Genomic DNA, 24,468 nt, shown 5'->3' with positions numbered 1-24,468 from the left:
TCAAGCCACGGCCAGCGAGATAAAACGGTCGAGGTGATAGATTGCATCGCCAAACCGGTGATCGACCATGATCAGCCGCTTGGCGAGATGCCCCAACTCGTATTCGTCGGTCATGCCGATGCCGCCGTGCATCTGAATGCTTTCTTCGGTAACAAGTTTGGCGACATTGCCGATCAGGTTCTTTGTTGCGCTCACATGCTTTTCGCGGATCTCCTCAGGGTGATCGATGTGCCCGGCGAGGTTGATAACGGCCGAGCGCGCCTGTTCGATCTCGATCAGAACATCGGCCATCCGGTGTTGCAGCGCCTGGAACTTGCCAATCGGTTTTCCGAATTGCTTGCGGGTCTTGAGATAGTCGGTGGTCAATTCCCGGATGCTTTCCATCAGGCCAAGCGCCTCGGCGGAGATCGCCAGCGTGGCGCGCGCCTGAGCGTGAGTGATGGCCTCGAATGCACCGCCTTCGTCGCCCAGCAGGGCGTCACTGCCCAGTCGGACATCTTCCAACAGGAGTTCCGCGGCCTGCCCACCGGACACAAGCGGGTAGCTGCGCAGCGTCATGCCCGGGGTGGACGCAGATACCAGGAACAGGCTGATCCCGTCCCGATCTGCCGCGTCACCGGAGGTGCGGGCGCTGACAAGGATTTGATCGGCAGCGGGGGCATTGATCACCACGGCCTTGCGCCCGTTCAGGACAAACCCGTCGCCATCGCGGGTCGCCGAGGTTTCGACGCGCGACAGGTCATAGCGGCTCGCCGGTTCGCCATGGGCAAAGGCAAGCTGGACTGAACCGTCAATCACCGCGTCCATGACCGGTTTCTGCGCGTCGTTGCCCAGGGCTGCAATCAGGCCACCACTTAGAACGGCTGTGTCAATCAGCGGATCAACCGCGCCAACCCGGCCAAGCTCTTCAAACACAACGGCAATGTCGAACCCGGACCCGGCAAAACCGCCGTCATCTTCGGCAAACAACGCACCGATGACGCCCATTTCTGTAAGACCGGACCAGACATCAAGGGAATATCCGCGGTCACTCTTTTTTAGTTCAGCCCGTAGAGATGGCGTGTAGCTGTCCCGCAGATACCGGCGCAGACCGTCCTGAAGCATCTGGCGTTCTTCTGTCAGTTCAAAATTCATGGTCTGTCCTTACAGTTCCAGAATGGCTTTGCTGAGGATCGTGCGCTGGATCTCATTCGATCCGCCAAAGATCGACAGTTTTCGGTTGTTGAGGTACTGCGCCGTGGCGGCTTCGGCATAGTCGGGGCCGACGGGGCCAAGATTGCTACCGTCTTCCAGCGCCTCCGAGGCGAAGGGCATTGCGTAGGGCCCCACGGCTGACCGGGTGAGCGCGTTGATTTCCTGACGGATGACGGTGCCCTTGATCTTCAGTATCGAGCTTTCGGCACCGGGGGCCTGACCTGCCGCAGCTTTGGACACGACACGCAAGTTGGTCGTTGACATGGCCATGAGGTCGATTTCGATCCGAGCGATCCGCGCCGCAAAATGCGGGTTCTCAATCAGTGGACGCCCATTTGCCTGTTCGAGCCGGGCGATGCGCTTCAGATTTTCCAGACCGGCATTTGCAAAACCTACGCCTGCAATATTGGTGCGTTCATGGGTCAGCAGGTATTTCGCATAGGTCCAGCCCTTGTTTTCCTCGCCCACACGGTTCTCGACCGGAACCCGGACGTCATCAAAGAACACCTCGTTCACCTCGGGTTCACCATCGATCAGCACGATCGGGCGCACTTTGACGCCGGGACTGTTCATGTCGATCAGCAGGAAAGAGATTCCCTCTTGCGGCTTGTCCTCTTTCGAGGTGCGCACGAGGCAGAAGATCTTGTTGGCGTGCTGGCCAAGAGTCGTCCAGGTCTTTTGCCCATTGACCAGGTAGTGATCGCCATCGCGTTCAGCAGTCGTGCGGACCGAGGCGAGGTCGGATCCTGCGCCGGGTTCGGAATACCCTTGGCACCACCAGTCCTCCCCACTCAGGATCCGTGGCAGATAGTAGTCCTGCTGTGCCTTGGAGCCGAATTTCTGCAACACCGGGCCAAGCATCCCAAGGCCGAAGGGAACGATACGGGGCGCAGAGGCCCGGGTCATTTCATCCTCAAAAATATGGCGTTGGACCGCATCCCACCCGGCCCCGCCAAACGCCTTGGGCCAGTTTCCAGCAAGCCAGCCCCGTTTATTGAGGATCGCGTGCCATTCCTCGTGATCCTGCTTGGTCAGGGTTTTTCCGAGCCTGACCTTGTTCACGAGCCGGGCAGGGAGCTCTTCGGCCAGATAGCTGCGCACTTCATCCCGGAACGCCTTCTGTTCGTGGGTATAATTCAGGTCCATCGGGCGATCCTTCTCAGTAGATTTCAAACAAGCCGGCGGCACCCTGGCCACCGCCGATGCACATCGTCACGACGCCAAAATTCGCCCCGCGACGATGCCCTTCGACCATCAGATGTCCGGTCATCCGCGCACCGGTCATGCCGAACGGGTGACCCACAGCGATCGAGCCGCCATTGACGTTGCAGATGTCATTGTCGATGCCGAGCCTATCGCGGCAATAGAGCGCCTGGCTGGCAAAGGCTTCGTTCAGCTCCCAAAGGTCGATGTCGTCGATCTTGACGCCCTGACGTTCCAGCAGACGGGGCACCGCAAAGACCGGGCCGATGCCCATTTCGTCGGGCTCGCAGCCCGCAACTGCAAAGCCGCGGAACGCACCCAGAGGGGTCAGCCCAAGACGTTCGGCCTCTTTGGCGTCCATCATCACCAGCGCGGCGGCACCGTCGCTGAGCTGCGAAGCATTGCCGGCGGTGATGAACTCATCGGGTCCGCGCACGGGCTCCAGCTTCTGCAGTGCTTCCAGCGTTGTCGTGGGGCGGTTGCATTCATCGCGGGCAATGGTTGTTTCAACCTCTGAAACTTCGCCGGTTTCCTTGTCCTTCCGCGCCATGGTGACGGTGATCGGGGCGATCTCCTGATCGAAGCGGCCCGCCTCTTGCGCTGCTGCGGTGCGTTGCTGGCTCTGCAGGCCAAGCTCATCCTGCGCATCGCGGCTGATCCCGTATCGCCGGGCAACGATGTCGGCGGTCTCGATCATCGTCATGTAAAGATCTGGCTTGTTCGCTTCGATCCAAGCCTCGCGTGAATGTCGGACCGGTGGTTGCACCATCGAAATGCTTTCAACACCGCCCACCAGAACGGCCTTGGCCCCCTCGTTGTTGATCAGATGGGCGCCCATTGCCACGGCTTGCAGGCCGCTGGCGCAGAAGCGGTTTACGGTGGTCCCCGCGATGCTGACGGGCAGGCCTGCGCGGATCACGATCTGGCGTGCGATGTTGCCGCCGGTGACATATTCCGGATAGCCACACCCCCAGACGCTGTCCTCAATCAGCGCCGGGTCTATCCCTGCGCGTTTCACGGCCTCCGCCGCGACGTGCCCGCCCAGGGTTGCGCCATGCGTGATGTTGAAGGTGCCGCGTCCGGCTTTGCCGATGGGCGTACGGGCGATGGAAACGATAACGGCATTGGACATGTTGGGTTCCTTTCAGCACTGGTTCAGGCTGTCGAAATTGCGGCCCTCGGCCACGAGCTGTTCCAGCAGCGGCGCGGGTGACCAGAAGTGATCGTCGGTTTCGGCGAATGTGCGGATGTCGGAGAGAATGCTGTCGAGGCCACGCATGTCGGCGTATTTCATCGGCCCGCCGCGCCAGCGTGGAAAGCCGTAGCCATAGAGAAACACGACATCCACATCGAGCGGGCGCTGCGCGATGCCCTCCTCCACCACGCGCGCCCCTTCGTTGACCATCGCGGCCATATAGCGGTGGACAATCTCATCATCGGTGAAGGTGCGGGGTCTGGTGCCAGCCTCTTTGCGGGCCTGCGCGATGATTTGCTCGACCTGTGGGTCGGGCCGCCCTGTGCGAGTGCCTTTTTCGTAGATGTAGTAGCCGTGGCCGGTTTTCTGCCCCAGCCACCCTTTGTGATAGAGCGTATCGGCGAAGACCGGGTAGCGGTCGCGCGGATGGGCGTCCGCCGCCTTGCGTTGGCGGGTCGCATAGCCGATATCGAGCCCGGCGAGGTCCGAAACCTGATAAGGGCCCATGGCGAAGCCAAAATCGGTCAGCGCCTTGTCAATCTGATAGGGGCTCGCCCCGTCCAGCACCATGTGATCGGCCGCCGTGCGGTAGTGCGACAGAATGCGGTTGCCGATGAAACCGTCGCAGACACCGGCACGCACGGCGGTTTTGCCGAGCCTTTTCGCAAGCGCAAAGGCGGTGGCCACCACGTCCGGCACGGTCCTGTCGGCAACAACGACCTCAAGCAGCTTCATGACATGTGCGGGCGAGAAAAAATGCAGGCCGATGACGTCTTCGGGCCGCGAGGTCGAGGCGGCGATTTCGTTGACATCGAGGTAGGAGGTATTCGTCGCAAGGATCGCGCCGCGCGGCAGAATTTCGTCCAGCGTGGCGAACACGCTTTTCTTCACATCCATGCTTTCGAAGACGGCTTCGACAACCAGGCCGACGTCGGACAGGGCACCATAGTCGGCGACGGTTTTGAGGGAGCCCGCAAGAATCTCGTCACGTCGATCGCTGCCAATCTTGCCGCGCCTCACGGCAGCGTCGAGGTTTCTGGCGATGGTCGCGCGGGCCTTTTCCGCGGCCTCGGTGTCGCGTTCGACCAGTGTCACTGCGAGGCCGTTCAGCACCGCCGAGGTGGCGATGCCCGCTCCCATGGTGCCGCCGCCGATAATGCCGACACCTGCAATGTCACGAGGCGCAACGTCAGCGATTTCCCTTAATTTCGACACGGCGCGTTCGGCGAAGAACGCATGGACCAGCCCACTACGTTGGGGCGTGTCCATCAAGTGCTGGAACAGGCGACGTTCTTCCTTCAGCCCTTCGGCAAAGGATTTCCCGACCGCGGCTTCGACCGCCTCAACAGCGACCAGCGGAGCCACCTCGCCGCGCAGGGAGTGTTCAAGCTTCGTGCGCCAGTTTTGAAGGGCTCCTTCCTCATCCGTGGCACGGGGCATGCCGTTGATCGGACGTGGCGAGGCTCGGTGCTCCAGCAGTGATTGCGCGTAAGCAAGGGCCGCCTCGCGAATGTCGAAGCCATTGCCGATTTGGTCGATCAACCCGGTCTCAAGCGCATCGCTTTCGGTTACTGGGGTCCCGCTGGTGATCATTCTGAGGGCAGCGTCGATCCCGACGATACGCGGCAGACGCTGCGTGCCGCCTGCGCCCGGAATTAGGCCAATCTTTACTTCAGGCAAGCCCAACCGCGTGCCGGGCAATGCGATGCGGTAATGCGCGCCGAGGGCCACTTCAAGCCCGCCGCCCAGTGCCATGCCGTGAATTGCGGCGACAACGGGTTTGTCGCAGGCTTCGATCTGGCTGATCACGTCGGGCAGGCTGGGGCTTTGCGGCGGCTTGCCGAATTCGGAAATATCGGCCCCTCCGATGAACATCCGCCCAGCCCCGACAATCACCGCAATATCGGCCGTGTCGTCAGACTTAAAGCGCGCGAAAGCTTCAGAAAGGCCGCGGCGGATGGCCTGTGACAGCGCGTTGACCGGAGCATTGTCGACGGTGACCACCGCCACCGGGCCAACATTTTCGTAGGATACCGATCCCATAAATTTGCCTTTCCTTGGTTCATTCACTTGATAACCGATTCATCGTTGAATTTCAACATGCGATATTGAATTCCACTATGCGGTATTTTAAACCCTCACAGATCTCGATTCGTCTTTGAAAACCCCTGGCCCACGATCCGTTCGAGCTCTTGCACCGTTTCACGCAGTTTTGGGCCGACCTCGGTCCGCATCCGGGGCACGGACAGCATTTCGGGTAGGGCGCCGCAGGTGAAGATCACCGGTTCGCTCAGATCGCGGGAATAGAACGGGGAGGCCACTGCGTGGATGTTGGAGGCAAAGTATTCATCGGGATCGGTGACGACGAAACCTGTGGTCACAAGCTGATTATGCGCCATGCGGCGAATTTCCGTTGCGCGCTCGCGAGTCAGGCCGCGGTCGCCATCCGCCGCGGTCACGATCTGATCAAAGCCCTCTTCGGAGGTCGAGGCCAGCAGTGCGTGGCCGGACGATGTTCCGTTGAATGGCAGCCGATGCCCGACTTCAAGCCAGAGCGAGGCAACCCCGCGTGGCCGCCATGTCTTGACGATCAGCAGCTTGCCGTCGTCTCGCACCAGCAACAGGGCAAGGGTGCCTGTCTCATCCGCCAGCCGTTGCATCAGCGGCGATGACAGATCCACAAAGGAGATCGATGCGCTTGCCATGTTGCCGAGCGCCAGCAACGCGGGGCCAGGGCGATAGCGGTCATGGCGCCGCGCATGGGTGAGATAACCGAGCTTTTGCAAGGTGAAGGTCAGCCGCGACACCGTGGATTTGGGAATACCGGTACGCTCCGAGATATCGGCATTGCCCAGGCCATCGTCGGATGACCGGAACGCCCGCAAGACGCTCAAGCCGCGCGCCAGAGTGGTCGCGAACCTTCTGTCGGTTTCAATCTCGTCGGGCATAGTGTTCCTCATCACCTTGTTATCCCGGTCTACATCGAGTTCGGGATCAGCAGCGAAATGACCGGGAAGGCCATGATCAGGATCAGAACGATCACGTCAACTGTCAAAAATCTCAGGATTCCCGAGAATATTCTGTCGATCGCCACGTCCTTGCCCACAACGTTTGCGATGACGAACACATTCAACCCAACCGGCGGCGTGATCAGGCCAATCTCCAGCAGCTTGATGATAACGACTCCGAACCAGATCAGGTCGAAGCCGTAATTTTCCACCAGCGGGATCATCAGCGGCAGGGTCAGCACCATGATGCCGATGGGATCCAGGAACATGCCAAGCACCAGGTAGATCACCGCGATGGCCGCCAGCAGCATGACTGGCGAAAGCTGCGCGTCTGTCACGGCGCTGACGATGCTCGGGGCGACCCCGGTCAAGGCGATGAAGGCGACAAAGATCTTGGCCGCGGCGGCAATCAGGAAAATGCTGGCGGTTTGAATGCAGGTTTCGCGCAAGGATTCGATCACCCCTCGGAGATCCAGCTTGCCTTGCGCGAAACCGATGGCGACTGCTGCGGATACGCAGACCGCAGCCGCCTCGGTCGCTGTGAAGATGCCGCCATAGATACCGCCAACAATGATAACGAAGAGGCCAATCGCGGGCCAGGAGTCCAACGCGGCCCGGCCCCGGTCCCGCATCGTGATCTGCCCTTCGAACCTCGGCGCCGCTTCTGGTGTCCGGCGCACCCAGACGAAGATGACCAGAACGAAACCCAGCAATGAGATGAGGCCAGGCAGAATGCCTGCGAGGAACAAGGCGCTGATCGAGGTTTCGGTGAAAATCCCGTAGATGATGAACAGGACAGAAGGCGGGATGAGCGACCCGAGGGTCCCGCCCGCAGCGACGCTGGCAGTGGCAAGTCGCTTGTCATAGCCCATGCGCAGCATCTCTGGCGAACAGATCCGCCCCATGGTGGAGGCGCAGGCGATGGACGATCCGGTAATTGCGGAGAAACCGCCGCAGCCTACAACCGAGGCCATCGCGACACCACCGGGCACACTCGCCAGCCACACGCGGGCAGCTTGATAGATCTTCGTCGTGATCTCGGCGCGATAGGCAATGTGGCCAAGCGCGATGAACAGCGGGATCATGGACAGATCGTAGGAATGGATCAGGTCGAAGGAATTGGAAAAAACCAATGACGTCGTGGGTTTCAGCGCCCGTTCAGGTGCGAAGGCGCCGGTGCGAAACGCAAAGATGACAAAGGTGCCAACTGTGGCGACTCCGGCAAGTGCAAAGGCGATGGGCACCCTGACCGCAAGCAAACCGATGACACAGGCGAAGGCGACGATGCCGATGACGGTGCCGTCCATCAGACGCTCTCCTCATGTTCATGATCCGGGGAAACCACGCTGCCACCGGCGCGGATCGTGCGAATGTCGCCGATCACTATCAGCAGCAGCCGAAGCCAGCAGAAGGAAATCCCGACAAGGAAAACCACCCGACCCGGCCATTTCGGGAGGTTAAGCTGACCAAAGAAGAAGGCGCCGCTTTCGACGGTATGGGCAACCTCGCGCCAACCCGCGTAGATCAGCGGGGAGAGGGCGAAGAGACCAAAGGCGCTTCCACCGACGAGCAGCCAGTCCTGCACACGGAGGGGCATCATTTTGCTGAGAAACTCCACCACAATATGCGCCCGGTCCAGTGTTGCCACTGCCAGGGGCAAAACGATCGCGGCGACCATCAGTTCGCGCACGATCACAATGGTATCCGGGATGCCGGAATTGAATGCGGCCCGCAGAAATACGCTGCCTGTGATCAACACGCCAAGGCCGACAACGGCGACAACGGCCAGGTCAAGCAATAGCTTTTCAACGCGACGCAACATCGGTCAACTCCGTCGAAATAGTATGAAGGGAAGTGCCGCGGCGCCGGTCTTGCGCCGCGGAGATATGTGCAGCTGGTCTCAGCCGCGCGCCCAGGGATAGCCTTGGCCGTCACGCTCTTCGGCATATTTTTCCAGAAGCGTGCGGTATTGCTCCAAAAGCGATGTTCCGTCGAGCCCCGCCGCATTCGCACGCTCGACCCATTCATCAACGTATTGCTTGCCTTGCTGAACCAGCTTGTCGCGCTCTCCCGCTGGCAAATCGACGACCTCGACACCGGCGTCCTTCATTGTCTCCAAGGCCGCGTCATTGGCCGCGGTAATCAATTCACCCAGCTTGTCGGCCATCGCGATACCGGCATCAGCCATCGCGGACTGGGTCTCGGCGTCGAGGGAATCGTACACATCCTTGTTCATGAAGATTCCCAAAGCACCGACCTGACCCCAGTTAAGCAGGGTATAGCTGGTCATGACTTCCTGTTGTTTCAGGGCGGCAACTGCGTAGGAGTAGCCCTGCGAGCAATTCAGCAACCCGGTGTCGAGGCCCTGATAGGCATCGTAGATCGGCATCGCGACCATGTTTGCACCAAAGTCGCGAAAGGTGTCGCCATATGCGCCGACGCCACGGACTTTCAGACCGGCAATATCCTCGACCGTGCGAATTGCCACGTCCTTGCACGCGATGTTCACTGCCGAGGTTGTGAAAGTGCCGATGTATACGAGGTTCTGGTCCGCCAGGCTTTTCGTGATCGCGTCGGAGGTCCTCATCAACTCGTCCGTCGCGCGCATTCCGACCCAGGCATCCTCATTGCGCATCGGCAGGTCGGCGAAGCTGTAGCTCAGCATTTCCTGCGGGAAATACACTGCGATGACCGTGCCGAGGTCAGCCACTCCGTCCGCAATGGCTTGTGCGGCCGCATTGGCCTTGAACAGCGCTCCCCCCCATTGAATGTCGATATTTACTTCGCCGTTGGTACGGGCTGTTACGTCGTCAGCAAAGGACTGCAATGCTGCGGCCCGGGCTCCCCGATTCGGGCCGGCTTCTCCCAGTATCAGCGTTGTGTCGGCGCTCGCGATTGTCGAGGCCGCCAAGCAGAGTGCCGCCGCGGTGGATGCTAGCAGGGGTTTCATTAGGTCTCCTCCCTAAATTCTACTATGCAGTTTTGAATTCCAATTATTCGAACACTAGTATAAATTGCTCGAATGAGTCAAGCTGAGTGATTTTCTGCCCTGAACCGTGGTCAGGACACCCGTCTCAAGGGCGCCGATGAACAGCAGCTGAATGTTCAAAATAGCCCCAAATTATGCGAACGTTAGTTTGCCACACTCAGCTATGGGCCCGCAGACATCCCCGCGGCGCTCAGCAGTCGTACATTCGGTTAAGAACACCCGCTGCAAAAAACCGCCGCGATGTCAGCGGTAACGTTGCCTTGTAAGTTCCAAGATTTCGCGCAGGTCGGACGGATATGCCGGTGCCCAGCATACTGGGGTTCGCGGCGCTTCCCGGTGTGGTCGTGAAGAACTCTATTCTGCTGGTGGGTGTAGTTAAACGTAAACACCGCAATGCATCAATGTGGCAGCGGCGGAAGGGCGGTTCGAATTTCGCGGCTCAGGCTGACAATGAAGGACCGGTCTGGCGACATCAGCTGCATCGCGGCGATGAGCGTGCCGCATCTGCAATAGAATGCTGCGTCAGCAAACATCTGGAAGGGCAATGGCAGCAAAGTCCCGCATTGTGGGCTTTGCCGAAGGCCTTGGCGAACGGCAGCTCATCGGCGTCTATCCTGTCAGCCGTTTTGCCCTCTCCGCTATCCGGACCACTTGGGCGCTTGCGGTCACCGCAACGTTCCGCACGGCGGCAGGGGCCTGCACCGCCCCTCGCCCGATCGCCTCGCCTGCTGTGAGCGCACCGATCCGCGACCTGCCTTTGACGCCGGCGGTGTTGAAGAGCCCCCGCATAAATCCCGTCGATCCCGCGACCACAGCGGGTGCCGCGGCTACCATCAGGTTTCCAGAGATCCCCCGTACGATCAGGGGCGTAGCAGCGACGAAGCCCTTGGCGAGGAATACCATGACGAAGAACGGCACCAGCGATCCGATGTTGGTTGCCGAGTTCGGATCACCGAGTTGGGCGAGCAGAGAACTCGCCATGCCGACGACGGTCGAGAACATGGCCGCGATTACGATGGGGTAGAAGGCGTAGCTGATCGTCGTCGAGACCCATCTGTGGAAGAAATCCTTGGTTGCATCGAAGAGCGACAGCGCGATCATGATCGGTGCGAGGCCCAGCATCAGGGTTAGCATCATCTTGGCGAAGATGAGGACGATCCCGGTCATGAAGCCAAGGAGGCTGAGGAGCACCAAGCCGATCCCACCCAGGATCGCGCCTGTCATCCAGTTCAGATTGCTGCCGATCGCGTTCAGATATGTCGCGAAGCGCTCGATCAGGTTGTCGAACTCTCCTGCGAAATGGGTTGCGCCTGCGCCACCCCCGCCAACGGACGACACCAGCGCGCCCGCCACATAGTCGAGGCCCCCGATCACAGCGTTGGATACCGCGTTGAAATTGGCCCAGTTGAAGGCGAAGAGGCCTATCAGTGTCAGCTTGATGAGATACCAGAAGAAGCTGGCCCCATCCATGCTGCGGAACTGGAATGCCATGTTGATGCAGACGCCAATCAGAGAGAGGGTAACCATCAGCAGGACGATCGTGCCGGTATTGCTTGCCACTGCCCCGAACTGGGACTCGGCCGCATCGACAAGGAACGCGTCTGCGGTTCCGACCATCCAGCTGACGACGCCCATTACCAGTTGCCCTGAGCTTCGCAGATTTCCTGAACTGCCAACCGTAGATCATTCCGCTGCCTTCTGATGTCCCGCTGCGCGGTTGTGTGTTCCGCAGCCGAGTCCAGAAGGTGCTTTTCATCGAATTCCTCAGAGGCATCTTCCCAGGACGGGAAGCGGACATCGCAAGCACAGTTGCCTGTCTCGACAATCTGTTCCCATGCCCGAAGTTCATAAAGGTCCATCAACGTCAGCGCCTTGTAGGCTTCACGCGGATTGATTTCGTCCATCCAGGTCGGGCGCGCCGGGCGATCGTTGCAGATCCGGTATTGCTGGGGCGACATATTGATCGTGAGATCGTTTGAGACCTGAGGCGAAGTCTGCGCCACAAGGGGGCCCGCCAAGGCGGCAAGCATGAGTGCGAGAATTAGTTTTCGCATCTGGGTGTTCCTTTCTACTCAGCGGCAACGGAGGGGCTCTTGTTGCCTCTGCCGTCGACTGTGTCGAGGTTCAAATCTGTGGTTTGACCCGGGAGGAAGAACTCGGTGATTCCGCGCGCGCCTTCATGGCGGCCTGCCTGAATGATCACGTCGATCGAGCCTTCGATGTAATCGATCAAGTCGGCGTAGTTCATCGGCACATCCGTTTTCAGGGCGGCGATGGCGAGGCGGCGAACAGCAAGTTGTGGGGTCTCGGCATGCAGTGTGGTCAGCGATCCACCGTGGCCGGTGTTGATTGCCTCGAGAAACGTCATCGCTTCGCGCCCGCGGACTTCCCCTAGGACGATCCGGTCGGGTCGCATGCGAAGCGTTGAGGCCAAGAGCACATCGGCACTGCGGGCATCCGTGTCCCGGTCGGCGATCAACGTCACGGCATTGGGCTGCTCGGGGCGCAGCTCGGCCGCCTCCTCGATGGTGATGATCCGCTCTTCGGGCGGGATCAATGAAAGGATCTTGCGCGCCGCGACCGTCTTGCCGGTCGAGGTGCCGCCCGAGACGATCATGTTGAGCTTGTTCTCGACGCAAAACCGCAGCGCGGCGTCGATGTCGCCGGAGGCCACCACATCGCGCAGCGCGGCGTTACGTTCGCGGCGCAGGCCTTCGAGGCTGCGCTCCTTGCCATAGAGAAATCCGAGCCGGATCGCCTCAAGCGGCAGGGAGGAGAAGAACCGCAGTGATATTGAAAACCCGCCCTCGACTGCCGGCGGCTGGATCACCTGTGCGCGGATCGGGCGATCTCGATACAGGATCGAGACAGAGACGATGGGCTTCTTGGTGCTGAGCGTGGTCGAGGCTGCTGAGGCGATCTGGTTGCCGAGGTCCTTGATCTCGGTCTGGCTCAGCGGGTTGCCGAGACCTCGCATGAAGTGATCGCCCTGGAATTCGCCCCAGACTTGTCCGTCGGGATTGATGCAGATCTCGATCGTGTCGTCGCGCAGGACCTCGGGGCCGAAACGGTCGAGCGACGCTTCCAGATAACTTGCAGCCATGTCAGAAAATCTCGAGGTCACGATCGACCATGACCGTGATCCGTGTACCCTGATCGACATGTATCACTGGCCGGATCGCCAGATAGTCCTGCATCACGCTTTGCGTACTATCGCGCAGGTCCGTGCCGACATCGCTTGCAACATCGGCCGCCGCCTCGCTGTCGATTTGACCCGCTGCAGCCGCAGGCAGGGCGCCGATCAGGGAGATCAGCGCGGCGGAGCCGAAGCGTTGCGCGAAACGGGTGTCGACAAACCCGGTGGTGCCAGTCCGGCCGAGTTCGTCTCCACCGAAGGCGCTGATCTGCACGGTTTGATTATCGGGCAAGATGATCCGGTCCCATGCCACCATGACGCGCGATTGGGCGAGTGCAACATCGGAGCGGTAGCGCCCGATCAGCCGTGCGCCGCGCGGGATCAGGATACGCGTTCCATCGAAAGAATGGACGTCTTCCGAGACGATGGCGCGGATCGCGCCTGGTAGTGTGCTGTCGAGGGCCGTCTCTGTCACAGCCTGAATCATGGTGCCCTGAACAACCGTGTTCGATGGGTTCGCGATCACTTCGGCACGTGTCACCTGCGCAGGTTGTGCGCCCGAACGAACAAAGGCTTCATCTGCATTCAGACGTGCGGCTTCCAGCGTGTTCTCCCTATCCGCACCCGCGCCCATCCCGGAGAACGCGAGCATAGGAGACGCGATACGCTCTGCGCGGGCCTCAGCTTCAGCAGCGCGCCGCCTTTCGAGTTCGGCTAGCCGCAATTCTTCTTCACTTGGTCCCAATGAGGTCGGCTCTGGTGGTGCAAGCCGTGCAAGTTCCAAGTCCATGCGGAGCTGATCCAATTCGCGATCCCGCTCGGTCAGTTGCCGCTCGAGGGCACGCTGAGCCTCGGCGGATGCTTCCTGTAAGGTGGCAATTTGCGCCGTCAGGTCCGCAATAGCCTGCTCCGCCCCGCTATCCGCGGCCTCGGCCGGTCTTGCGCGCAGGTCCTCGAGTTCCGCTCTCAATGTCGCAAGACTTTCCATCAGCGCGAGTTCCGACTCGCTCGGACCTGTGTCCGCAGGCGGGGCTTGGCTGGGCTCCGGGGCAGAAATCGGCGCCAGATCTCCGAATCCGGGGCCGCTGCTCTGAAACTCTTCCGGCGCGGCGGTCGCCATGGGTGCTTCTGCCGACGGCTGCAGGGCGGCCCATGCCAGACCACCTGCTGCGGCGATGCCGACGACTCCAAGGATCGCGGCAAGCGGTGCAGGCCGCTTGTTTGCCTTCGCTTTGCCTGTCGAACCTTCGAGAGCCGCGAGGCGCGCGGCGAGGTCGTCCGTACCTTCGGTCATGATGTGGCCTGTCCTGCGTCCTGGACGCAAATCACCTCGTCGCCAAGGCGAAGGACCCATTGTCGGTTGACGCCGGACACGCGGATGACGCCGTCACTCAAGGCCTGGCTGTTCACCGCGCGTTCCCTGCCGTTCGAATATCGGAAGATGGCGGGCACCGGCGCATTCCGTGCAAACCGGAAATACGTGAAGGTACCATCATCCCAGATGGCCGTCGGCGTGAACTCTTCTCGGGCGCTGACCGCATAATTTGCGTTCGGCGCATCGGCCGCAACCGCCCTGGTGGGTTGCACGCGGTTTTCAGGATAGCGGAACTGCACGACATAATGCGGCGTCTCCCGGGCTTCGACGACATGGAAGTAGTAGGAGCGGCGGTTGGTGTAGACGGTGATGTTGGTGGCGACGCCAGATGCTGTCGGCTTGATGGCGAAGGCACGGCCACCCGGGACACCGTCGAATTGAAAACCGACCGTGTCACCGGCGATGATCGAGCGGATGGTTTCACCCTCACCGAATTCGACTGTGGTGACGCGGGTCAGAGTCGTAACGACACGGTAAATTTGGCCCTCAGTCCAGGTCGCTACGCGCACGCGGTTGTCATGAGAACCTGGGCGGGGCGTGGTCTCGGCCAAGGCAGTCGATCCCGCGAACGTGAGAAAACTGGCGGCCAACAAGGTAAAGATTGGAGTGCTAGTCATTCGGAACGGTCCGATCGGATGGCATATTGGGTGACGGTGAAACCGAAAGGGTTTTGCCAGACATCGTCGATCGCGCGGGTCCGCTCGGGCCGGAATTCGAACATCAACGTGGCAGTGAACGATCCATCCTGTACCCCCTGCGGGCTGGTCAGGCGCTTTCTGAGGCGCACCTGGGCGCGGTTTTCGCCGATGAGCGTGATCGAGGCGATCTCGACGGCCATTTCGGCCGCAGGGCCGTAGCGGGTCGGCGGATAGCTCTCCTGCCCGGAGGTCCACATGGCGCGCATGCTGGCCTCGGCCGCCCCGGAAGACTGTGCCAGGACACGGCGGACACGAAGATCGTTGTCGAGCTGGTTGTAAGTTTCGCGGTCGAGAATGTAGCGGTAGATTTGCGCTTCGATCACGGCAGGGCGTTCGGCGAGCGACACGGTTTCAACCGTGGCATTGGGGAGCGCCATCCCGGTCGCGGGATCGTAGGGGACAACCACGGGAGGCGGCGTCTCGACCATCAGCGCGACAGCCGCAGCTGTCAAACAGCCGAATACACCAAAGCCTGCTCCAGAAAGGCCGATCATCCGCCAAAGCTGTTCCCGGCGCAGGGCACCGTAGACAAGTTCCTCTTCCACGAGTTCGCGCGCAGTCATCCCCCCTGCCCTCCTCATGGCTCAAGGTCCGGCAAGGTGAAGTCCATGTAGCGGCGTTCTTCGGCAACGGTGGCGGCGTCGACCACGCCTGCATTGCCTGCGCCGAGGGTTTGGATCGCTTCCAGCTCCCACATCCGGGTCATGGCGATGGCAAGTTCCGCCGTGACGCGTGTGTTATGATCCATCGAGGCTTTGAGATCTTCCATGTCCGGGATCATCTCGACCAGACGTTCCACCCGTTCGAGAGACTGTTCCGCCTCTGCGTGGCTGTTCTGCGCCGCTGCCGACATCACAGCCCCTGTGGTTGCCCGCGTGGCCACGCCCTCAGCGCCCGGATTGCCGCTGGTGGCGATTTCGCGGAGAGAATCCTCGTCGAACCCGGCACTTGCCAGCGCCTGTTCCATCTGCGTCCGCATGGGCCCGGCATTGGGCCCGATGAGCGCGCTCCAATCGCCCGCCTGGATGCCTCGGATCAGGCCGGGGATGTCTTCGAAGTTGGCCTCAAGCAAGGTGTCGAGGTCCCCGCCCATGGCGAGCCCGAGGATGCTGCGCGGCCCGGTGAGCGAGGCATACATCTCGTTCAGCTGATCGAGCTGGCTTTGCAGCATGTCCAGTTGCTCCAACGCATTGTCCAGAAGATCGGTCTGAATCCCGAAATCCTGCAGCATCTGTTGAAGCTGGCGGATTTCCTGAGCAATGTTCTGAGTGTCCACCGTGGGCACACCCTGTGCCGCGACAGGTCCGGTGACATTGAGGGTGAGCGCGAGAGCAATGCTACCGGCGAAAAGGGAACGGGGCAGGCGCAGGTTCAACGCAAATCCTCCTGACTGAAATCCATGAATTGCCGCTCGGCAGCCTGGGCCGCCGCCAAGGCGATCTGCTCGGCACTGAGTGGCTCGGTTCGGGCGGCCTTGATCCGGGTCCGGATTGCGACCAGCCGGGCCAGTTCGGCCCGGGCATAGGTGTTGAGCGCGATGGCCTCGTGGAGATCCTCGGTCTCACCGATGCGGGTGATGATGTCCTGAACCCGCAGGGCGGCGGCACGGACCGATACCAGCGAATAATCGCCATAGACCCCGGCGCCATGGGCCGAGAGGCTGAAACTCGCGTTGGCGAGGAGCACAGGGTCGATGGTGCCGAGCGCATCGATACCGCCCACGGCGGCGAGGTAGCTGTTGTACTGCTGCGGGATCACCACGACATAGTGCTGGGTTTCCGCGAAGGGCGGCACACCGCCATAATCCTGCACATTGCCCGGCCCGGCGTTATAGGCGGCGAGCGCATGGATAATGTTGCCATCGAACATGTTCAGCATCTGAGCGAGGTATCGCGCACCGCCGGTGACCTGCAGATAGGGATCGTCGTAATAGGCCGGGTAGATCCCGAGATCGCCCGCGGTACCGGGCATGATCTGGGTAAGTCCGAAGGCCCCAACGGGTGAGCGTGCCCCGATCTGGAAACGGCTTTCCTGCCAGATCAGCGCCTGCAATAGGCAGCGCCATTGCACGAGCGAAAGGCCCGCACGGCCGACCCCGGACAGACTATGGGTGTCGCGTGCTGCGCGGATGATCAGCTCCTCGATCCCCTCCCGGGCATCGCCAAACATCCGCCCTGCCGCCGGGTTGTTGTCCTCGGGCGCATAAAGGCTCGCCGCCGCGCTTTCGACGTCATCAACCGCCCCCTGCCCTGCCTCGAGCCCGGCCACTGTGCCCGCGACATCGCCCGAGCCGAGAGACATGGCATCCATGAGTCCTTCGAGGGAGGCGAGTTGCTGACGCTCGATCTCGGCCAGTTCCTCCTCGCGGCTTAGCCGGTCCTGTTGCAGTGCCAGGTCCCGATCGGTCTGCTCAAGGATGGCCTGCCGCTCTGCGAAGAGGCGCAGGTCGAAGGTCGGCACGCCCTGGGCGACCGTTGGCCCCGCCGTGGGACCTGCCAGTGCAAAGCCGATCATCGAGAGAGGAAGCCAGGTCCGCATTGGCTCAGCCGCCCGCCCCCAATAGGACGAAATCACAGGCCGTGTCGCGGCGCGTAACCTCCGCCCCCATGGTCGAGATCGTGGCGGTGGCGGTTCCTGCCTGCGCAGGAGCCTCGCGAAAATTGAAGCAGTTGGCTTGCGGGGGGTTATGCTGTGCACAGGCTGTCAGGGTCAGGCCGAGCCCGAGCAGCACGACGCCGCGAATGATGGTGCGGGTCATGTCACTCTCCAGAAATCAGGACGGTCGCGATAATCGGCGCCGGCAAGCGCTTCGCCTTTCTCCATTCCGCCAAGGATGGTCACGAGCGGGCCGAGCGCGCTGAGATCGGCATCGATCACGACGGAACCACGGTCGTCGCGTACAAGCGCGAGCCGCGAGGCCGAGCCGACGCCCAGAAGCACGTCGAGCTCTTTCTCGGTCAGGCCGAGCATCGCGTAGTCAGCGGCGGAAGCACGAATGTTGGGCAAGAGCACCTGCGTCGGCACCGCTTCCACGATGGTCTTGCCGGTGCGCGTGCGCTCGAGCTGGCTGGCATATTGCGTCATCATCACGACGACGGCGTTCTGTTTGCGGGCGGTCACCAGCCAGTTGCTGAGTCGCTCCGCAAAGTAGGCGTTGTCGAGGGCTTTCCATGCCTCGTCGATGACGATGATGGTGGGCTTGCGGTCCTCGATCACCCGTTCGACCCGGCGGAAGAGGTAGGACAGGACCGCCATGCGTTCCCGCTCGCTCTCGGAATCGAGGATGCCGGTGAGGTCAAAGCCCGCGACGTCTCCATCGATGCTGAAACTGTCCTCGGCATTGGCCCCGAAGATCCAGCCGTAGCGACCCTCGGCCGTCCATTCCTGCATCCGCTCGAAGAGATCGCCCTCGTCATCGGTCGAGACCAGCAGCGAGGCGAAATCCGACCAGTTTCGTAGGCCCGCATGTCCTGCGCTCGCGTTCTGGCGCACGACTTCCTGCAATCGGTTGGTCTGAACCGGGGTTAGCGGTCGATCGCGCCGGTCCAAGAGGCTCGCGAGCCAATCAGCAAGCCATGCCTGGCCGCGGGTGTCGATCTCGGTCTGCAGAGGATTGAGGCCCGTGGGGCGCCCCGCCCGCACGGTCGAATAGCTGCCGCCGAGCGCGCGGACGGCCATCTCCATCCCCGCGCGATAGTCGAATACGAAGACCCGCGCATCGGCGCGGCGGGCCATGGTCATGAGGAACGCCGCCAGGACGGACTTCCCCGAGCCGGGACGGCCGAGGATCAGCGTGTGGCCACCCGTGGGCTCGCGGTCCGGCGCGCCCTGTTCGTGGAAGTTGAAGCGGAAGCCGCTGCGCTCCGGCGTCGGGAACAGCGTGATCGGCACGCCCCAAGGGACTTCCCTCCCGGCCTTGCCGAGCGGCGTGCGGTGGAAGGTAGCGAGATCGGCGAAGTTGTGGTTCGTGATGGCGGCCTTGCGGCTGCGTGCCCCGGTATTCCCCGGGTGCTGCGCCATGAAATGCGCCCGCGCACCGAAGGCCTCCGAGATCAGGTTGATGCCGGAAGTGGCGGAGATGTTGCGGATCTCTGCCGCGATATCGTCGAGCGCAGCCTGGCTGCGCGCATAGACCGCCACCGTCATGTGATGCTCGCCAAAGATCAGGCGCTTGGATTCCAGATCGTCCTGCGCGAGTTCCAGTTCCTGGGCGAGGCTGACGGCTCCGTCATTGGCGGCCTGCATGAGGCGCAGCTGCCGCTTGATCCTGCCCGCCATGATGTTGGCGTTGATCGGCACGAAGGAGTGGGTGACCACCATGTCGACGGGCAGGTTCAACTCGTCGAGCATCAGGCTGTCGGTCTTGGCGGGGTAGTTCTTCACCGCAAAGATCGCCCCGAGCTTGTCGCCGACGGCACCGTCCGAGAGTGCGATGGTCGTGCCGCGGAATGTGACGCGGGTATTGGCCACGTCCTCGGCGATCACGCCGAGGCGCGACCTCGGAAAGAGCGGGTGTTCCTCGCCTGTGTTGAGCGACCCGAGGAAGCCCAGAAGCTCGCCGGTGCTTGCGGCCAGCAGGCGGGGCTTCAGCTCATCGAAGGACGACAGCAGAAACCCCACAACCTCGTCGAGCTTGCGCATGCGGCGGGTGGTGTCGGCCGCATGTCGCGAGCGAGACGCCCCCAGACCGAAGGGCAGACGGCTGCTCGCCTCGAGGCGCTTCAGCACGGTCAGAGTCAGCGTCTTGTCGCGCAAACCCGCGCGGCCGAGATGCGCGTGCCATCGTTCGTCGACGGCAGCCGCAAACCCTTCGCCCGGAACGGGCGGCAGGGTCACATCGACCGCTTTCGACACCTTGTGCAGGTAGAAGGAGAACTCCGTCCCCACCTGCGCGACGATGCCAGCCAGCAACCCTCCGATCCGGTCGAGATGCCCGTCCTCGCTCGTGGTGCTGTTCACCCCTTCGAGGCGGATGCACTGCATCAGCTCGTTGCCGCGTGTCCGGATCGTTCGGTCGTTCACGAGGCTCACATAAGGCAGCATCATTGAGAGCCGCTTCTCGCCCTTGACCCATGCGGGTAGCGCGGTCAGCGGATCGATGGCGTTCTCAACCTCATCGGCAATTCCATCACGGGGCATAGCTGTCGCCTCCGTGCAGCTTGCGGTTCGTCGTGGGCGGGGTTTCCTGCAGGGTGATCACCAGGACATCGAGGAAGTTCGGATCCCAGTCTGCGGCCTTCCAGAGCGCCGGCCAGGCCAGCCCCGCGAACACAGCCACCACCCAGCTCTGCACCCAGAGGAACAGAAGCGTCGAGCCGAAGAGCCAGACCATGGCGTACATGATCGGCAAGCCCATCAGCTTGGGTGGCCTGAGAAGACCGATGAACACGCGGGACTGGTCAGCCATGGATGGAGCTCAGGTGGTCCAGATGGCGGCGACGATGGTGGGTGCTGCGGCGATGCCCGCGATTGCAACCACGACCCAGAGCGCCTGACGGAAATCGAGGATGCCGAAGAGCCAGGAAAGGAACACCCCGATCAGCGCGAGCGTGCCGATCACGATGCCCAAGGGACCGGTGATCGCATCGACGATGCCTTGCAAAAGGGTCTGCACCGGCGAGAGGTCGATGCTCTGCGCAAGCGCTGGACCCGCCAGCACGATAAGGGCCATCGCGCTGAGCGCGACGATCGAAGGTCTCGATGTCATGAAAGATCTCCTCTGAGCCGCTCAAACACGGCGGTCACACGGGCCACATGCCCTTGGGTTTCGCGAAAAGGGGGGATGCCGCCGTGGCGTGTGACCGCCTCCGGACCAGCGTTGTAGGCCGCAAGGGCCAGAGAGCCCTCGCCGAACTGCTCGAGCATCATCAGCAGGTAGCGGGCTGATCCGTCGAGGTTCTGCGCAATGTCATGTGGGTCCACGCCGAGGTCGCGGGCGGTATCCGGCATAAGCTGCCCGAGGCCTATAGCCCCGACAGGGCTACGTGCTGCGGGATTGTATGCGCTCTCGACTTCGATATTGGCCCGGTAAAGGAGCGCCCAATCAGTGACGGAAAGTCCTGCGCGACGCAGCGCACCATGCCCGGCATACCGTAGAGCTGTGGTCTCGATCGCATGGAGGATTTCTGGAGTGGCGTGGGCGGCGGATCGAGCCGGGATCGCTGTCTCGCTCGTTGCGTCAGGAACGCGAGGTTCTGCGAAGAGAAAAAGGCGCCCGTTTGCCTCTTGAGAAGAGGAAATCAATTGGCCGTCTGGGCCAACCGAAAAGATGAAACCGTCGGCCAGGGCCGGGGGCGCGGAACAAACGCCTGTACCCAAAGCAACGACGAGCGCAGTCGCGCGGTCAGCTGCCTTTGACCGGAGGCGCGGCGTGGCGCTCGCGGCCACCTTCTTCAAGTGGGATGCTAGCGGTCGTACAGCCCATGTCGGCCAGGAAACTGACAAGGCCAACGATGGTTTTGAAGTCGCGGAGCTTAAGGACGCTTCGGCTGGTGACGAGCATCTTATCGTCACGCCCATCAGTGGCGACGGCGCGGATGACCCACGAGCCGTACCAGCTGTTATGGCGCTTCTCTGCTCTCTCCTTGCAGACCACCTCAATGAGGTAGCCCTCGGCGAGCAAGCCGCGCAGTCCGTCTTCTGTAACCACATTCGGGGCTTCTTCCATCATGGCCTTCCCTTGGGTCCTTGTTCTGCCTGGGTGCAGTATCAGGCCCACGGGGTCGCAACACCGTGAGCGATACAAAACAACATTAATGATAGCAAGACAATAATAACGTGTTGACGAAGTTCGCCTTGCTCCGATAACGGTGATAGCCGACAGAATGATAATCTTAAAGGCGGCAAAGGAGTTTTGCCCTGCGCTTGTTTATTGCGCGCAACGCACCGTTGCTGTTCGCGCTCCTGCTTGGAAGCTCACCAGTCGATGTCGCTGCGGATTGCGTACCTCCCGAGCGACCGTTCTTGCCCCAGTCGCGAGAAGACATTCGTGCCTATGCCGATCTGCTGCGTTCTGATTTCGAGGACTACATTGCTGACATTCAGGAATACTTCCGCTGTCTTGATGCCGAGCGCCAACGCGCGTTTCAGGAGGCGCGCGAGGTCAGTGAAGACTATGGAAGACTGGTCGAGCTATTGGACTGAGCAAACGCATGGGCTTAACCGCCGTCGAGATCCTCGTAGTAGACGAGCGCGGGCATGTTGCGGCGCTGATGCACGATGCGCAGGATGACTGCCGCGCCATCCGCCGCATCGAGCCGCTTGTAGAAGATCACGTGACGCTGGCAATTGACGGACCGCATCCCCGGGACAAAGAGACTCCTGTCCCGGCCCGCGTCGGGATCCCCAGTGATCCGCTCGAAGGCGGTGACCAACTGGCGGTAATAGACGAGCCATTGGTCCCTGCCCCAGGTCTCGACGGTGTAGGTGCGTATCTCTTCGAGGTCGGACTTGGCCTGTCCGGAAAGCCGAATCGTCATGCGGGTCAGCGATCAAACGCATCCGGTTCGAAGGCTTGGGCATCGAACTCGGCGAAATCCCCATTCTCGGCCAGGGAGGCTGCCATCTCGAGATCGGCCTTGAGGGCATAGAACTGCCGCGCGCCATCCTTCTCCATCAGCATCCTTACGCCGGCGCGCACGACTTCGCTCAGATTGGCGTAGGCGCCGGACTCGATCTGCGCCTGCACATATTTCTGCATCGGTTCGGTCAGGTGGACGTTTGGCATCAGACTCTCCTATTCATGCTCAATCATATCAGATACTGCCATAAATCTTCAAGCGCATGTTCGATCCCAACATAGGCCACAACACAGGATCGTTGCTCCACCCGCCCTTCCGTTCCCGGATTCCAGCCGGGGAACCAAGCCCTACAGTTTTCCGACACTGCTCTTCCCGGGACCATGGGCGCTGCGACACGCCGTTTGACGGGCTCATGCGGTCTGTTCTTCCGTGACCGCTTTCGTGGCCGCATGGAAACAGCACATTTTCCTTTTTTCGCAAATGTTTGTTTGGCATCTAACGTGAAATGAAGCCGCAATTTTGGCCGCTTTCAAGACGCCACAAGAGCCCAAACCGGCGTCAGATCTTGGAAGCTGTCTCGCGACACAAGCGAACAATCGCAGGTCACCATCAATCAAATCTCCTTGCTATCATTAATGTTGTTTCGTATCGCTGCACCATTATAGATGGAGTCGGCATCATGAAGCACGTGATCCACCGCGTGGCAACAGCCACGGCACTATGCATATCCGGACTAATGGCCTCGTCAGGTCCGGCTCAGGCCTATCAGGTCGACTGTGCGATCCTCCTCTGCCTTGCGGGCGGCTGGCCTGCCTCCGCGCCCTGCGCCCATGCCAGAGCGGTCTTCATTCGGCGGATCACGCCATGGCCGATCGAGCCGCCCCTACAAATCTGGCGGTGTCCGATGGGTGTGTCGTTCAACGAACCAAGTCCGTTGTCGCCCATGGAACGCCTTTACGACATCACGTTCCGCGATCCGCCCGAACTGCAGGAATCGACTCCGATACCCCTTGTTCGCGTCCAAGCGGATGAACAAGCCGACATCGACATCTCGGGCGACGCCTTTGATTTCGTTCGCAGCATTCGCGTTTATCACATCCAGTACCGCCAGCATGAAAACCGAGATGGCGACTGCAATCGCAGCGATTCCACGCGATTGGGGTCCTACGGAGTGCAAGGCGATTACCGATGGACAAGATCCACCGTGGGCCAAGTGCCGACCGCATCCGACCTGAGAATCCCGAATGGATGTGGCAGCTACTTCTACCGCTCGGTCTTCGTCGACTGGCGTGATCACGCCGGGAACTACGGCTCTGAAGAAGTTCGCTACTGACAAAATCTGCGCGCGGTTCCGCCGCGAGCGTCCTCACAACCCCGCACGGGAGGCTGTGCAAAACCCCCGAAAAGGAGACGACGCCAGACCGTGAAGCCTGACGCCGTGCAAGAAAACTCCGTGAACAAGAGTTTCCTAGCGCACGGCTAAAACACCTGCAACCAGCAAAGTTGTTTTGCTGGCAAGAATGTTGTTGTCTCACGACATGGCGTCGGATCTCCAAGGAGACCTCGACCATGGAACCTACGACAGGCCTGATCCTGCGACGGATCACGCAGACAAATCTCTCTGTTGCAGCGCACAAGCTGGCCACCCTTATCCTCGATGCCATCGCCTGGAAGGATGGCTACAACGGTTTGTCTCGCGGAACGGCGGCCTTCACCCTCTCGGCCCTTGCGGAAAAGATGGGTGTCTCACGGCAGTATCTTACGGTTCTTCTGAACGAACTTGAGATGTCGGAGTTGCAGCTCGAGCGGGCAAAGCCGAATGGAAAGTTCGCGCCCTGGATCTTTCGATTTTCCGCCTTCGACGAGAAGAGTGAAACCCATGATCTCGTGTCAGGTGAAGGCGACACATCACTATCTAGAGATGATAATAACAAAACTATCTTCTCAGGGCTGATCGAAATCACCGAGAGTTCGAACGTTTTTCAGACCAGTTGGGCAGAGCTAATCAAATCAGCGAAGGCCACGTTGCCCGTAACCGCCCGATTGTGACCGCGGATTAGTGTGATGGCGTCCATTGCCATGGAAGCAGTTCTTCGAGCCGGTTGATCTTGTGATCATGAATGCGGTCGAGGATGTCGGCCAGCCAGGCA

At 61.0% G+C, this 24,468-nt stretch carries 28 protein-coding genes; 3 read left to right on the top strand and 25 right to left on the bottom strand.

Going from position 1 to position 24,468, the window contains the following annotated elements:
- From JF542_RS23215 to JF542_RS23110, 22 genes are all read right to left on the bottom strand, one after another.
- Positions 1–1,134, bottom strand: coding sequence for an acyl-CoA dehydrogenase family protein (locus tag JF542_RS23215; protein ID WP_207077580.1), 1,134 nt, complete (start codon positions 1,132–1,134; stop codon positions 1–3).
- Positions 1,135–1,143: 9 nt separating this feature from the next.
- Positions 1,144–2,340: an acyl-CoA dehydrogenase family protein gene (locus JF542_RS23210; protein ID WP_207077579.1), complete on the bottom strand. Its 1,197-nt coding sequence runs from the start codon at positions 2,338–2,340 to the stop codon at positions 1,144–1,146.
- Between the two features lie 13 nt (positions 2,341–2,353).
- A complete protein-coding gene (locus JF542_RS23205) occupies positions 2,354–3,529 on the bottom strand; it encodes an acetyl-CoA C-acyltransferase (RefSeq protein ID WP_207077578.1) in 1,176 nt (391 codons plus the stop codon).
- A 12-nt stretch (positions 3,530–3,541) separates the two neighbouring features.
- Positions 3,542–5,635 carry a 3-hydroxyacyl-CoA dehydrogenase NAD-binding domain-containing protein gene (locus JF542_RS23200; RefSeq protein WP_207077577.1) on the bottom strand — a complete coding sequence of 698 codons (2,094 nt, stop codon included), beginning with the start codon at positions 5,633–5,635 and terminating at the stop codon, positions 3,542–3,544.
- A gap of 95 nt (positions 5,636–5,730) precedes the next feature.
- Positions 5,731–6,540 (bottom strand): IclR family transcriptional regulator, encoded by an 810-nt coding sequence (locus JF542_RS23195; RefSeq protein WP_207077576.1) that lies wholly within the window; start codon positions 6,538–6,540, stop codon positions 5,731–5,733.
- A 29-nt stretch (positions 6,541–6,569) separates the two neighbouring features.
- Entirely contained in the window at positions 6,570–7,907 is a 1,338-nt protein-coding gene (locus JF542_RS23190; protein ID WP_027233694.1) for a TRAP transporter large permease, read from the bottom strand.
- Positions 7,907–8,422, bottom strand: a complete 516-nt coding sequence (locus JF542_RS23185; protein ID WP_207077575.1) for a TRAP transporter small permease — start codon at positions 8,420–8,422, stop codon at positions 7,907–7,909. The genes JF542_RS23190 and JF542_RS23185 overlap by 1 nt, the downstream gene beginning before the upstream one ends.
- Before the next feature lie 78 nt (positions 8,423–8,500).
- Positions 8,501–9,550, bottom strand: a complete 1,050-nt coding sequence (locus JF542_RS23180; protein ID WP_207077574.1) for a C4-dicarboxylate TRAP transporter substrate-binding protein — start codon at positions 9,548–9,550, stop codon at positions 8,501–8,503.
- A 648-nt stretch (positions 9,551–10,198) separates the two neighbouring features.
- Positions 10,199–11,224, bottom strand: coding sequence for a TrbL/VirB6 family protein (locus tag JF542_RS23175; protein WP_207077573.1), 1,026 nt, complete (start codon positions 11,222–11,224; stop codon positions 10,199–10,201).
- Entirely contained in the window at positions 11,224–11,643 is a 420-nt protein-coding gene (locus tag JF542_RS23170) for a hypothetical protein (protein ID WP_207077572.1), read from the bottom strand. The genes JF542_RS23175 and JF542_RS23170 overlap by 1 nt, the downstream gene beginning before the upstream one ends.
- A gap of 14 nt (positions 11,644–11,657) precedes the next feature.
- Positions 11,658–12,692: an ATPase, T2SS/T4P/T4SS family gene (locus JF542_RS23165; protein ID WP_207077571.1), complete on the bottom strand. Its 1,035-nt coding sequence runs from the start codon at positions 12,690–12,692 to the stop codon at positions 11,658–11,660.
- A gap of 1 nt (position 12,693) precedes the next feature.
- The gene (locus JF542_RS23160) at positions 12,694–14,019 is read right to left on the bottom strand and encodes a TraB/TrbI/VirB10 family type IV secretion system protein (RefSeq protein WP_207077570.1); all 1,326 of its coding nucleotides are present in this window, start codon (positions 14,017–14,019) and stop codon (positions 12,694–12,696) included.
- A complete protein-coding gene (locus JF542_RS23155; RefSeq protein ID WP_207077569.1) occupies positions 14,016–14,717 on the bottom strand; it encodes a TrbG/VirB9 family P-type conjugative transfer protein in 702 nt (233 codons plus the stop codon). Before JF542_RS23155 ends, JF542_RS23160 begins: the two co-directional genes overlap by 4 nt.
- The gene (locus JF542_RS23150) at positions 14,714–15,361 is read right to left on the bottom strand and encodes a VirB8 family type IV secretion system protein (RefSeq protein ID WP_207077568.1); all 648 of its coding nucleotides are present in this window, start codon (positions 15,359–15,361) and stop codon (positions 14,714–14,716) included. The genes JF542_RS23155 and JF542_RS23150 overlap by 4 nt, the downstream gene beginning before the upstream one ends.
- A 14-nt stretch (positions 15,362–15,375) precedes the next feature.
- Positions 15,376–16,173: a type IV secretion system protein gene (locus JF542_RS23145; protein WP_057796681.1), complete on the bottom strand. Its 798-nt coding sequence runs from the start codon at positions 16,171–16,173 to the stop codon at positions 15,376–15,378.
- A complete protein-coding gene (locus JF542_RS23140) occupies positions 16,170–17,336 on the bottom strand; it encodes a lytic transglycosylase domain-containing protein (protein WP_207077567.1) in 1,167 nt (388 codons plus the stop codon). The genes JF542_RS23145 and JF542_RS23140 overlap by 4 nt, the downstream gene beginning before the upstream one ends.
- Before the next feature lie 4 nt (positions 17,337–17,340).
- Positions 17,341–17,556 carry a hypothetical protein gene (locus JF542_RS23135; protein WP_207077566.1) on the bottom strand — a complete coding sequence of 72 codons (216 nt, stop codon included), beginning with the start codon at positions 17,554–17,556 and terminating at the stop codon, positions 17,341–17,343.
- Entirely contained in the window at positions 17,553–19,937 is a 2,385-nt protein-coding gene (locus JF542_RS23130) for a VirB4 family type IV secretion/conjugal transfer ATPase (RefSeq protein ID WP_207077565.1), read from the bottom strand. Before JF542_RS23130 ends, JF542_RS23135 begins: the two co-directional genes overlap by 4 nt.
- Positions 19,927–20,205, bottom strand: a complete 279-nt coding sequence (locus JF542_RS23125) for a VirB3 family type IV secretion system protein (RefSeq protein WP_009574151.1) — start codon at positions 20,203–20,205, stop codon at positions 19,927–19,929. The genes JF542_RS23130 and JF542_RS23125 overlap by 11 nt, the downstream gene beginning before the upstream one ends.
- Positions 20,206–20,214: 9 nt before the next feature.
- A complete protein-coding gene (locus tag JF542_RS23120; RefSeq protein ID WP_207077564.1) occupies positions 20,215–20,505 on the bottom strand; it encodes a TrbC/VirB2 family protein in 291 nt (96 codons plus the stop codon).
- Positions 20,502–21,185 carry a lytic transglycosylase domain-containing protein gene (locus JF542_RS23115; RefSeq protein WP_207077595.1) on the bottom strand — a complete coding sequence of 228 codons (684 nt, stop codon included), beginning with the start codon at positions 21,183–21,185 and terminating at the stop codon, positions 20,502–20,504. The genes JF542_RS23120 and JF542_RS23115 overlap by 4 nt, the downstream gene beginning before the upstream one ends.
- Positions 21,142–21,468, bottom strand: coding sequence for a hypothetical protein (locus JF542_RS23110; RefSeq protein ID WP_207077563.1), 327 nt, complete (start codon positions 21,466–21,468; stop codon positions 21,142–21,144). Before JF542_RS23110 ends, JF542_RS23115 begins: the two co-directional genes overlap by 44 nt.
- 218 nt (positions 21,469–21,686) lie before the next feature.
- Here JF542_RS23110 and JF542_RS23105 point away from each other — a divergent pair, with 218 nt between their 5' ends.
- Complete coding sequence (locus tag JF542_RS23105; RefSeq protein WP_207077594.1) at positions 21,687–21,941, top strand: hypothetical protein; 255 nt, start codon at positions 21,687–21,689, stop codon at positions 21,939–21,941.
- A gap of 14 nt (positions 21,942–21,955) precedes the next feature.
- Here JF542_RS23105 and JF542_RS23100 read toward each other — a convergent pair whose 3' ends face one another.
- Entirely contained in the window at positions 21,956–22,276 is a 321-nt protein-coding gene (locus JF542_RS23100; RefSeq protein WP_017468227.1) for a type II toxin-antitoxin system RelE/ParE family toxin, read from the bottom strand.
- A gap of 5 nt (positions 22,277–22,281) precedes the next feature.
- Entirely contained in the window at positions 22,282–22,524 is a 243-nt protein-coding gene (locus tag JF542_RS23095; RefSeq protein WP_207077562.1) for a type II toxin-antitoxin system ParD family antitoxin, read from the bottom strand.
- Between the two features lie 473 nt (positions 22,525–22,997).
- Between JF542_RS23095 and JF542_RS23090 the strand changes: the two genes are divergently transcribed.
- The gene (locus JF542_RS23090) at positions 22,998–23,651 is read left to right on the top strand and encodes a hypothetical protein (RefSeq protein WP_224888562.1); all 654 of its coding nucleotides are present in this window, start codon (positions 22,998–23,000) and stop codon (positions 23,649–23,651) included.
- Between the two features lie 236 nt (positions 23,652–23,887).
- Positions 23,888–24,367 carry a hypothetical protein gene (locus tag JF542_RS23085; RefSeq protein ID WP_242533906.1) on the top strand — a complete coding sequence of 160 codons (480 nt, stop codon included), beginning with the start codon at positions 23,888–23,890 and terminating at the stop codon, positions 24,365–24,367.
- Positions 24,368–24,374: 7 nt separating this feature from the next.
- Here JF542_RS23085 and JF542_RS23080 read toward each other — a convergent pair.
- Positions 24,375–24,468 (bottom strand): transposase domain-containing protein (locus JF542_RS23080; RefSeq protein ID WP_207077592.1); only part of this gene is annotated, 94 nt, incomplete at its 5' end.

Source organism: Salipiger bermudensis, assembly GCF_017309175.1.
In the GTDB taxonomy this organism is placed as follows: Bacteria; Pseudomonadota; Alphaproteobacteria; order Rhodobacterales; family Rhodobacteraceae; genus Salipiger; species Salipiger bermudensis.
This window is presented reverse-complemented; position numbering and strand designations above follow the sequence as displayed.